Raw genomic sequence first — 9,097 nt, 5'->3', positions numbered from 1 at the left:
CACCACCCGCAGCGGCGTGGCCGATCTGGCGTTTGAAAACGATGTCGAAGCCCTCCTGATGCTGCGCAGGCTGTACAACTACCTGCCGCTGAACAACCGGGAAAAACCGCCGATCCGCCCGAGCAACGACCCGGTCGATCGCATGGACTACTCGCGCGACACCCTGGTGCCCGACAACGCCAACAAACCCTACGACATGAAGGAGCTGATCGCCAAAACCGTGGACGATGGCGATTTCTTCGAAATTCAGCCCGAATACGCCAAGAACATCGTCATCGGTTTTGCCCGCATGGAAGGGCAGAGCGTCGGCATCGTCGCCAACCAGCCGCTGGTGCTGGCTGGCTGCCTGGACATCAAGAGTTCGATCAAGGCCGCGCGTTTCGTGCGTTTTTGCGATGCCTTCAACATCCCCGTGATCACCTTCGTCGATGTGCCCGGTTTCATGCCCGGCACCAGCCAGGAATACGGCGGCATCATCAAGCACGGCGCCAAGCTGCTCTACGCCTACGCCGAGTGCACCGTGCCGAAAATCACCGTGATCACGCGCAAGGCCTACGGCGGTGCCTACGACGTGATGAGCTCCAAGCACTTGCGCGGCGACGTCAACTTTGCCTGGCCCAATGCCGAGATTGCCGTCATGGGCGCCAAGGGTGCGGTCGAAATCATCTTCCGCGAAGACCGCAAAGATCCGGTCAAGCTGGCCGCCAAGGAGGCCGAGTACAAGGCCCGCTTTGCCAACCCGTTCGTGGCCGGCGCGCGCGGCTTTATCGACGACGTGATCCTGCCGCACGAAACCCGCAAACGCATCTGCCGCTCGCTGGTGATGCTCAAGGACAAGAAACTCGAAAATCCGTGGCGCAAGCACGGCAACATTCCCCTGTAAACGCCCGAGGAAAAGAAACTATGGTTACAAAAATCCTGATTGCAAATCGTGGTGACCAGCCGCAAAGCGGCGCAGCAGCGAAGCTAAATTGCATGGTGCGCGTAGCGCATGCAGGCGAATTCAACACGATGGAAACAAACCATGTTTAATAAAATCCTGATTGCAAATCGTGGTGAAATCGCCTGCCGCATCATCCTCACGGCCCGCAAGATGGGCATCAAGACGGTCGCGGTATATTCCGATGCCGACAAGGATGCGCGCCATGTGGAACTGGCCGATGAAGCGGTCAACATCGGTCCGGCGCCGAGCCGCGACAGTTATCTGCAGGCCGAAAAAATCATTGCCGCCTGCAAACAGACCGGCGCGCAGGCTGTCCACCCCGGTTACGGTTTCCTGAGCGAGAACGCAGGCTTTGCCAAGCGGGTGGAAGAAGAGGGCATCACCTTTATCGGCCCGAAGCATTATTCCATCGCCGCGATGGGCGACAAGATCGAGTCCAAGAAACTGGCGGGTGCTGCCGGTGTGAACTGCATTCCCGGTGTCAATGACGCGATTGAATCGGCTGAAAAAGCGGTCGAAATTGCCCGGAGCATCGGCTACCCGGTCATGATCAAGGCGAGCGCGGGTGGCGGCGGCAAAGGTCTGCGCGTGGCCTTCAACGACAAGGAAGCGTTCGAAGGATTCACCAGCTGCCGCAACGAAGCAAAAAGCAGCTTTGGCGACGACCGGGTGTTCATCGAGAAATTTGTTGAAGAACCGCGTCACATCGAGATCCAGCTGATGGGCGACAGCCACGGCAATGTGGTGTACCTCAATGAGCGCGAATGCTCGATCCAGCGCCGCCACCAAAAGGTGATTGAAGAGGCGCCGTCGCCCTTCATCTCTGAAGCAACGCGCAAGGCCATGGGCGAGCAGGCTGTGCTGCTGGCCCAGGCGGTGAACTACCAGAGCGCCGGCACCGTGGAGTTTGTGGTCGGCAAGGACCAGAGCTTTTACTTTCTGGAAATGAACACCCGCCTGCAGGTAGAGCATCCGGTCACGGAATGCATCACCGGGCTCGATCTGGTGGAGCTGATGATCCGTGTGGCGGCTGGCGAAAAGCTGCCGCTCACGCAAGACCAAGTCAAGCGCGACGGATGGGCCATTGAATGCCGAATCAACGCCGAAGACCCGTTCCGCAACTTTTTGCCGTCTACCGGCCGGCTGGTGCGTTTTCAGCCGCCCCGACAAAGCATGTTTGCGGCCGAGACGTCGCAGTTGTTGGGCGTGCGGGTCGATACCGGCGTGCAGGACGGCGGCGAAATCCCGATGTTTTACGACTCGATGATTGCCAAGCTCATCGTTCACGGCAGCGACCGCAATGACGCGATTGCGAAAATGCGCGAGGCGCTCAACAGCTTTGTGATCCGCGGCATCAGCAGCAACATCCCGTTTCAGGCGGCTTTGCTGGCGCACCCCAAATTTGTTGCGGGGGACTTCAATACCGGCTTTATTGCCGAAAACTACGCCCAGGGTTTCCGTGCCGAAGATGTGCCGCACGACGACGCCGGCTTTTTGGTGGCGCTGGCTGCCTATGTGAACCGCCGCCTGCTGGACCGCGCCGCGGGCATCAGCGGTCAGTTGCCGGGTCACGGTGTGACGGTCGCGGAAGAGTTTGTGGTCGTTGGCCTGGGTGAGGGCGGGCAGAACATCCACGAATCGGTGCTGGTCCGGGATTTTCAAGCCGAATCTGGTTCCAGCGCAATAGAAACCGGCGGAAAGTGCTATGAAATATGTAGCAGATGGCATCTGGGTGGCGCTCGAATCCGCGGCACGGTCAATGGCCAGCCTTTTGCAGCCCAGGTCGAGCGCGGGGTAGGCAGGAATCCTCTGGCCGTTCGTATTGCTCACAATGGCACGCAGTTCGACTCCCTGGTGCTGTCGCCGCGCGCGGCGCAACTCCACGCGCTGATGCCCCACAAGGCGCCACCGGATATGAGCCGCTATGTGCTGTCGCCCATGCCGGGTTTGCTGGCGGAAGTGTCGGTGCAGGTAGGGCAAAAGGTGCTGGCCGGTGAACGCGTCGCGGTGATCGAAGCCATGAAGATGGAAAACGTGCTGTTTGCCACGGCCGATGGCGTGGTCGGCAAAGTGCTGGCGGCCAAGGGTGAGTCGCTCAGCGTGGACCAGCCGATCGTGGAGTTTGTATGACGAATCAGACCCCCACGCTCGGCACTAGCGTGTCCTCACTGCCCCCCGAGGGGGCGCAGCCTTGCTTGGGGCGGCCCGGCGCGGCGGCTCAGCGCCCGTTCAAGGTCCTGGGCATCCAGCAAATCGCTATAGGCGGCACCAGCAAAGACCGGCTGCGCACGCTGTGGGTGGACATGCTGGGGCTGGAAGTTACCGGCAATTTCGTCAGCGAGCGCGAGAACGTGGACGAAGACATCTGCGCGATTGGCAGCGGCCCATTCAAGGTCGAGGTCGACTTGATGCAGCCGGTGGATATAGAGAAAAAGCCCGCCGTACATGCCACGCCGCTCAACCATGTGGGACTGTGGATCGACGATCTGCCCAAGGCCGTGGAATGGCTCACGGCGCAGGGTGTGCGCTTTGCCCCGGGCGGTATCCGCAAGGGTGCGGCTGGTTTTGACATCTGCTTCTTGCACCCCAAATCCAATGAGGAGTTTCCGGTTTCGGGCGAGGGCGTGCTGATTGAGATGGTGCAGGCGCCGCCCGAGGTGGTGCGCGCTTTCGCGGCGCTGGCTTCCTGAAGTCAATCGTATTGTTCGGGTTTACCCGACTGCGATGTTGATGTGCGCCAGCCGTAAAACTTAGAGGTAAACGCAGACGACTGCACACCCATGGGCCTGCTTTCCATGCCGGCGTCTGCTTGTGTAAGCGGGTTACTTCGCACCGTCGCGTAAAGTACTGCGGCAGCACAGGCATCTTTGATGCGGCCATGATTACGGAGAATCTTGAATGATGTTTGGCAAGCTGTTGAATCCCGCCGTCTGGTTGATGCGCCGCATGCGCTTCGCGGGCAAGCTGACCCTGCTCGCGGCCCTTTCTGCCGTGCCGCTGCTGGCGGTGGCGTGGCAATTCGTTGTGGGCATAGACCCCGTAGTGGGCTTGGCCGGCGTGCTATGGGCCAGCAGCATCGGACTGGTGCTGCTGGCGTATTTTTTTCTGGCTTTTCACAGCAGCGTGGCGCAGGATCTGGGGCAGGTCATGCGGGCGACAGAGAAAATGCTGGGCGGTGACTTGCGTCTAGGTTTGCTGGAACGTAGCCAAGACGAGCTGGGCAGCCTGGCGGTCGCGATGGAAAAACTCAGCAGCACACTGTCCGGCATGGTGGCCAACGTGCGCAGTAACGCGGCCTTTGTGGCGCACTCGGGCAAAAGCCTGGCGGCAGGTAACCGTGACCTGTCTGACCGCACGGAGCAGCAGGCTGCCAACCTGGAGCAGACCGCGGCCAGTGTGGAGCAGCTGTCATCCACCGTTCAGGTGAACGCCAATACCGCCAGTCAGACCAATGCACAGGCGGCGCGGGTGCGTGATGCGGCCGACAACGGGGCGGCGACCATGGCCCAGGCCATTGAGGCGGTCGAGGCCATTCAAGGGAGCGCCAAACGCATGGACGAAATTGTGGGCGTCATTGATGGTCTGGCGTTTCAAACTAACATCCTGGCGCTTAATGCGGCCGTGGAAGCGGCCCGTGCGGGCGAGTCGGGTCGGGGCTTTGCCGTGGTTGCTGCCGAAGTCCGCTCGCTGGCGCAGCGCTCGGCCGATTCGGCTAAAGAAATCAGGCTGCTGATTGCCACTTCGGCCAGCCAGGTGGCCGGCAGTGTGCAAAAAATCCGCGCGGCAGGCACCAACATGACGAAAATCGTGTCGGGCATCCGGGACGTGGCCACGAACATGTCGCAACTATCAACCTCCAGCGCCGAGCAGAGTTCCGGTCTGACCGAAATCACGTCGGCGGTGCGTCAGCTCGATGAGATCACCCAACGCAATGCCCTGATGGTGGGCCGAGCGGTGACGCAGGCGGTCAACCTTGAGGGCCGAGCCCGCACGCTGGTGCAGTCGGTGGCATCTTTCAAGCTGCAGCAGGGCTCGGCGGAAGAAGCCGTCGAGTTGGTGGAACGTGCCATGGCGCATCGTCAGAACACCACTAAAACTACCTATCTGCGCGGGTTGACCGATCCCGCCAAAGGTTTTTACGACCGGGATATGTATGTTTTTGTGCTGGACCGTAACGGCAGCTATGTTGCCTTTGGGGGCAACCCGTCCAAGGTCGGCACGCGTGTGCAGGACATTGCGGGCATTGATGGCGGCCAGCTGCTGAAGTCCATCATTGATCAGGCCAGCCACGAGCCGGGCTGGGTCGAGTACGACATCACCAATCCGAGCACGGGCAGAGTTCAGACCAAGATGTCATTTGTGCAGCAGGTAGACGATCTCTTCGTGGGCTGCGGTGTCTACAAAAATTTGGCCGTTGCATGAGCTGATGCGAGGGCCGTACCGGGTTTCAGTCCGAACGCCCGTTCGCTTCGCGCTTGGCGCGTGCGCTGGCCAGCGCGGCTTCAATGATGCTGCGCTTGCGCGCCAGTACCCCGGGGTCCGTTATTTTTGAATGTCCAGCCAGGTCGGCTAGTTTGGCTTGCGCCAGGATTTCAAGCTTTTTATCGTTGCCCTGCTTGTTCAGCTTGCGGCGGGAGCTATTGAATTCATAGCGTTCGCGCGCCTGCTCAGCGTCTGATGGCGACCAGGCGGCCCAGCCGGTGCGCGTGCCTGTGACGTTTTCCAGGCTGATGCAGTCAACAGGGCACACCGGCAGGCAGAGTTCGCACCCTGTGCAGTACGGCTCCATCACGGTGTGCATTATCTTGTTGCTGCCCACAATGGCGTCTGTCGGGCAGGCCTTGATGCACAGCGTGCAGCCTATGCACCAGGCTTCGTCAATGAAGGCGACCGTGCGCGGCCCTTCGGTGCCGTGGGCCGGGTTCAGCGCTTGTGCGGGCAGTCCGGTGATGCCGGACAGCCGTCGCACCCCTTCAGCGCCGCCAGGCGGGCACTGGTTGATGGCCGCGCCGCCGGCCGCGATGGCCTGTGCGTAGGCTGCGCAGTCGGGGTAGCCGCAACGGGTGCACTGGGTTTGCGGCAATGCCGCGTTGATGCGGTCAAAAAGGGAGAGTTCAGCGACTGGGTTCACCCGCCTATTCTCCCACCAGACACCGCTTCGTCAGGCAAGCCTGCACCGTTTCACCTCATTTGCGGCGCGGGACCTTTGGGGTCGGCTTGCCGTTGGGCCGCGTGTAGGAGGGCACAGCCGCTTGTGCCGTCGGCTTGGTCGCCGTCCTGGCGGCCGCCATGCTGATGGCCACTTTGGCGGGCGCTTCAGCCGCCGGCGCTGCAGGCGTTGTGACTTGCGGCTCAGCAGCCACCTTGGCGACTGCCCCGGTGACCGGCTTCACCGGGGCAGAAGTAAGCGGCAGTGCTTTCTTTTCCTCTGTGAGCGACTTGTTGTGTTCAAGAATGAAGGTCTTGACGGACGGGTAAACCACCTCCCGCCAGCGGCGGCCGCTGAAAATACCGTAGTGACCGGCACCCTTGGCTTCCAGGTGCTTTTTCTGGCTGTCAGGCACGCCACTGCACATCGCCAGTGCCGCCTGGGTTTGGCCGGCACCCGAAATGTCGTCGAGTTCGCCTTCCACGGTCATCACGGCGGTAGTGGTGATGTCGCCCGGGGTCACGCGCTCGGTTTTGCCTTGGGCCGAGATCACGTCCCAGGTGCCTTTGACGAGCTTGTACTCCTGAAACACGGTTTTGATCGTTTCCAGGTAGTAGTCGGCGTCCATGTCAAGCACTGCGTTGTACTCGTCGTAAAACTTGCGGTGCGCTTCGGTCGCGTCGTCGTCGCCCTTGATCAGGTCCTGGAAGTAGTCGTAGTGGCTGGTGGCGTGGCGGTTGGGGTTCATGGCCACAAAGCCGCTGTGCTGCAAAAAGCCCGGATAAACGCGGCGCCCGGCACCCGGGAAGTTGGCTGGCACTTTGTAAATGACATTGTTTTCAAACCACTCAAAGCTTTTTTTCGTGGCAAGGTCGTTCACGGCCGTTGCGGACAAGCGCGCATCGATGGGGCCGCCCATCATGACCATGGACAAGGGCGTGGTTTCCCCGCGGGAGGCCATCAGTGAAATGGCAGCAAACACGGGCACGGTAGGCTGACACACGCTGATGACGTGGCAATTGCCATACCGGCCTTGCAGGTGCCGGATGAATTCCTGCACATAGTTGACGTAGTCATCAAGGTGGAAGTTGCCGTCGGACAGCGGCACATTGCGCGCATTTTTCCAGTCGGTGATATAGACCTTGTGGTCTTTGAGCATGGTTTTGACGGTATCGCGCAACAAAGTGGCGTAGTGACCCGACAGCGGCGCCACGAGCAGCACGGCCGGCTGGCCTTTGAGCTTGGCCAGCGTGGCCGTGTCGTCAGAGAAACGCTTGAAGCGGCGCAACTCGCAAAAAGGCTTGTCAATCTCTACCCGCTCATGAATGGCGATGCTGGTGCCGTCGATATCCACCGTCTGAATGTCAAAGCTTGGCTTTTCGTAGTCTTTTCCCAGGCGGTAAATCAGGCTGTAACCGGCGGCGACGCGCTGGGCCAGCGGATTTTGACCCAGCGGCGACATGGAATTGCCGTACAGCTTTGCAGCGGCTTGCGCAAAGTCAACAAAAGGCTCCATCATGGTGCGCTGGGCTTCATAAACTTTGTAAAGCATGGTGTACAACCTTCAAATGTGGTTAACAGGGAAATCGTAATATGTTGCAGTGCAATATAACAGGCCGATGAAGTAACAATTTGGGGATTACTACTAACTTTGTCAAGTTCGCGACCTGTATCAAGTAAGAGTCTGCACCCATTTTTGATGAGGCGGGGAGATTGGTCATGCCGGTGTTGCGGGCGGACTTCTTTGGCCTCGTGGCACACTTTGGACGCTTCACCGAATCAGGTGCTGATGTCTGCCTCCCAGGCGGCCAGCGCCGCTAAAAAACATACTATGTCCACCCATACTGACCTCAGCGCGCTTGACCAGCTGCCATCCCTCAAGAAATCAGACCCCATGCCGGTGCTGTTTATGGGCCACGGCAGTCCCCTGAACGCGATTGGCGACAACGAATACCGGCGCAGCTGGCAGGCGCTGGGCGCCGAATTTGGCTCAAGTCGTCCCCGCCCCCAGCTCATTTTGTGCATTTCGGCCCATTGGCTCACCGAAGGCTGGTGGCTCACGGCCATGGATCAGCCCAAAACCATCCATGATTTTGGTGGTTTTCCGCAGGAACTGTTTGATGTGCAGTACCCCGCGCCCGGCGATGCGGCGGCGGCCCAGGTGCTCAGCCAGTTGATCAGGCAGCGGGCCTCGATGCCCCTGGGGCTCGACAAGGATGCCTGGGGGCTGGACCACGGCGCCTGGTCGGTGCTCAAGCCGATGTTTCCCGAGGCCGACATCCCGGTGATCCAGCTCAGCATGGACTATGGCCGCGCACCTGAAGATCATTACGCGCTGGCCGGGCAGCTCAAAGCCTTGCGCCGGCGGGGCGTGCTGATTGTGGCCAGCGGAAACATCGTGCACAACCTGCGCCAGATGCAGCGCGGTGCCAGCGCCAGCCAGGCCTACGACTGGGCACTGGAGTTTGACCAGACCATTGGCGGCTATCTGCAGCAGGGTAATCTGGACGCCTTGCAGCGCTTTCAGAAACTCGGGCAGGTGGCAAAAATGGCGCATCCCACCCACGAACACTATTTGCCCCTGCTGTATGCCGCAGGGGCTGTCCAGGCCCGTGAGCCCATGCGTTTCTTCAACACCAGCTTTCAGTTCGGGGCCATTTCGATGCGATCGGTGGTTTGGGGTTGATATTTTTACTATTAAATAAATAGCATATAGTTCCCGTAGTTATTGGGCTATTGGCATATTTGACGTAAAAAAAGCCGCTTGAGTGCGGCTTTTTCAGGGTGGAGCGTGTCCCGGCTGGGCTTACAAGACCTTGGCAATCGATGCGCAGACGTAATCGATGTTTTTGCTGTTGAGCGCCGCCACGCACATGCGGCCGGTGTCGGTGCCGTACACGCCGAATTCACTGCGCAGGCGCACCATCTGGTCCTTGGTCAGGCCCGAATAGCTGAACATGCCGATCTGGGTGGTGATGAAGCTCATGTCAGCCGCCACGCCAGCC

The 9,097-nt window shown here is 60.0% G+C and carries 9 protein-coding genes; 6 read left to right on the top strand and 3 right to left on the bottom strand.

Going from position 1 to position 9,097, the window contains the following annotated elements; translation table 11 throughout:
- The 5 genes from Q8K05_RS11060 to Q8K05_RS11040 form a co-directional block, all read left to right on the top strand.
- The coding region (locus Q8K05_RS11060) for an acyl-CoA carboxylase subunit beta (protein WP_305246665.1) at window positions 1–883 on the top strand (883 nt) is incomplete at its 5' end.
- Between the two features lie 20 nt (window positions 884–903).
- Window positions 904–1,032 carry a hypothetical protein gene (locus Q8K05_RS11055; RefSeq protein WP_305246664.1) on the top strand — a complete coding sequence of 43 codons (129 nt, stop codon included), beginning with the start codon at window positions 904–906 and terminating at the stop codon, window positions 1,030–1,032.
- Complete coding sequence (locus Q8K05_RS11050; protein WP_305246663.1) at window positions 1,025–3,073, top strand: acetyl/propionyl/methylcrotonyl-CoA carboxylase subunit alpha; 2,049 nt, start codon at window positions 1,025–1,027, stop codon at window positions 3,071–3,073. Before Q8K05_RS11055 ends, Q8K05_RS11050 begins: the two co-directional genes overlap by 8 nt.
- A complete protein-coding gene (locus Q8K05_RS11045) occupies window positions 3,070–3,633 on the top strand; it encodes a VOC family protein (RefSeq protein WP_305246662.1) in 564 nt (187 codons plus the stop codon). The genes Q8K05_RS11050 and Q8K05_RS11045 overlap by 4 nt, the downstream gene beginning before the upstream one ends.
- A gap of 208 nt (window positions 3,634–3,841) precedes the next feature.
- A complete protein-coding gene (locus Q8K05_RS11040; RefSeq protein WP_305246661.1) occupies window positions 3,842–5,365 on the top strand; it encodes a methyl-accepting chemotaxis protein in 1,524 nt (507 codons plus the stop codon).
- 25 nt (window positions 5,366–5,390) lie between these two features.
- Here the strand turns inward: Q8K05_RS11040 and rsxB are convergent, their stop codons facing one another.
- Window positions 5,391–6,074 (bottom strand): electron transport complex subunit RsxB, encoded by a 684-nt coding sequence (gene rsxB, locus Q8K05_RS11035; protein WP_305246660.1) that lies wholly within the window; start codon window positions 6,072–6,074, stop codon window positions 5,391–5,393.
- Between the two features lie 55 nt (window positions 6,075–6,129).
- Window positions 6,130–7,644, bottom strand: coding sequence for a polyhydroxyalkanoate depolymerase (locus Q8K05_RS11030; protein WP_305246659.1), 1,515 nt, complete (start codon window positions 7,642–7,644; stop codon window positions 6,130–6,132).
- A gap of 279 nt (window positions 7,645–7,923) precedes the next feature.
- Between Q8K05_RS11030 and ygiD the strand changes: the two genes are divergently transcribed.
- Window positions 7,924–8,778: a 4,5-DOPA dioxygenase extradiol gene (ygiD, locus tag Q8K05_RS11025; RefSeq protein WP_305246658.1), complete on the top strand. Its 855-nt coding sequence runs from the start codon at window positions 7,924–7,926 to the stop codon at window positions 8,776–8,778.
- Between the two features lie 120 nt (window positions 8,779–8,898).
- Here ygiD and Q8K05_RS11020 read toward each other — a convergent pair.
- Window positions 8,899–9,097, bottom strand: a 199-nt coding sequence (locus Q8K05_RS11020) for an aminotransferase class I/II-fold pyridoxal phosphate-dependent enzyme (RefSeq protein ID WP_305246657.1), incomplete at its 5' end; no start/stop codon positions are given.

It is taken from the genome of Polaromonas sp., from assembly GCF_030682935.1.
Classification (GTDB): domain Bacteria; phylum Pseudomonadota; class Gammaproteobacteria; order Burkholderiales; family Burkholderiaceae_C; genus Polaromonas.
This window is presented reverse-complemented; position numbering and strand designations above follow the sequence as displayed.